The organism is Campylobacter concisus, assembly GCF_002913865.1.
GTDB lineage: Bacteria > Campylobacterota > Campylobacteria > Campylobacterales > Campylobacteraceae > Campylobacter_A > Campylobacter_A concisus_AM.
Genome location: NZ_POYX01000103.1, coordinates 1 through 1647, shown reverse-complemented (window position 1 = coordinate 1647; position 1647 = coordinate 1). Strand labels below are relative to the sequence as shown.

2 protein-coding genes are annotated in these 1647 nt (G+C 32.8%); both read left to right on the top strand.

What is annotated here, in order from left to right; all coding sequences use genetic code 11:
- Positions 1-142 precede the first annotated feature (142 nt).
- On the top strand, positions 143-1156 hold the full coding sequence (locus CYP77_RS06795) for a 4Fe-4S binding protein (protein ID WP_103566915.1): 1014 nt from the start codon (positions 143-145) through the stop codon (positions 1154-1156).
- Between the two features lie 44 nt (positions 1157-1200).
- On the top strand, positions 1201-1647 hold a 447-nt coding region (locus CYP77_RS06790; RefSeq protein ID WP_181001958.1), incomplete at its 3' end, for a helix-turn-helix domain-containing protein.

Genomic DNA, 1647 nt, shown 5'->3' with positions numbered 1-1647 from the left:
ACTATCTTGGATAGAGTCTTTTATTCAGCGTTTAGTTTCTTATCCTAGTATTTATATTGGGCAAACGGCGATTTATTTAAAAGATTTTTTGCAAAACGATAGAAAATTTTTAAATGATATATTAAAAACTTAGAGGTGTATGATGCGCGGTTTTTTATCCAAAGAAAACGAAAATTTCAGCAAATTTCACGTCAGCAAAAATATAAAAGAGTGCTCAAACAGTAAACAAAATAGAGAAATTTGCCTAAAATGCGAGCAAGTATGCCCTAAGGGTATAATGAACCGCGATACCAAATTTAACGCTTCTTTTAACGAGTGCTTGGACTGCAATTTATGCGCAGTAGTTTGCCCGACCAGAGCCATATCTTTTTCGTCTTTAAATGCGGGAAAAATTAAAGAAATTTTAAACTCAAAGGAAGAAACTATAAGCATAGGTTGTTATGAAAGCTCAAATAATAAAAATTTGGAGCTTTATTGCATATCGTCATTGCCTTGGGAAACGATAGCACATTTAGCGCTTAGCAAAAAGATCGTATTTGACAAAAGTAGGTGTTTAGAGTGCAAGAGCTCCTGTTTGCTAGAAATTTTTGATAAAAATTTGCAAAGAGTTAAAGAGTTTTTAGGCGATAAGCTTTTTGAAGAGCACATTTTTATATCGCAAAACGTTTTTGATGAGCAAATTTCTAGAAGACAAGTATTTAACGATATATCAAAACTTTTTATCCATAGCGATATCAATATAAAATACTCAAATAAGATTTCTAGAAAAAATATGTTTAAACAGCTAAAATTTTATGCAAAAAATAAAATTTTTGGTTTTAAAACGCTGAGAATAAACGCGGATAAATGCTGTGCCTGTAAAATTTGCGAAACTGTTTGTCCGTTTAATGCTATAAGCATAGATAAAAACACCAACACCTTTACCTTGCATCACTCGGTTTTGCGCTGTAACGAATGCGGGCTTTGCCAGATAACCTGTTTATTCGGCGCGATAGAGAGTTTTGATGTGGTACGTTCAAAAAACTCCCTAACTAGCTATTTCGATAATCAAGTAATGCCCAATAAATGCGAATCATGCGGAGAATTTATCCCCAAGGGAAGAACAAAATGCCTTGAATGCGAAAGCAAAGAATACGTCGTAAATTTATTTAATTAACTATGGACTCAAATAAAAATAAAATAATCGAGCTCATCAAATACATGAATGAAAATTACCAAAAGCGTATTAGCGTAAACGAGCTAGCAGCTCAGCTAAATATGAGCAAATTTTATTTTATTAGGATATTTAAAGACTATGTCGGCGTTACGCCCATGCAATTTATGCATTTTATTACGTTAAATTTCGCCAAAGCAAACCTTAAAAACTCGCAAAATTTATTAAACGTATCTTATGAACTTGGATTATCTAGCTCTTCAAGACTTCACGATAGTTTCATAAATATATTGTCCGTAACGCCCAACGAGTTTAAAAACTACGCAAACGAGCTGGAAATTACATATGGACTATCTGATACCGTTTTGGGTAAAGCCGTGCTAGCATCTACTTCTAGCGGTATTTGCTTGTTTTCTTTCGTGAAAAACGAGGAAAACGGCGTTAAATATATATCTAAAATTTATAAAAATGCAAATTTATATAGAGATGATGAT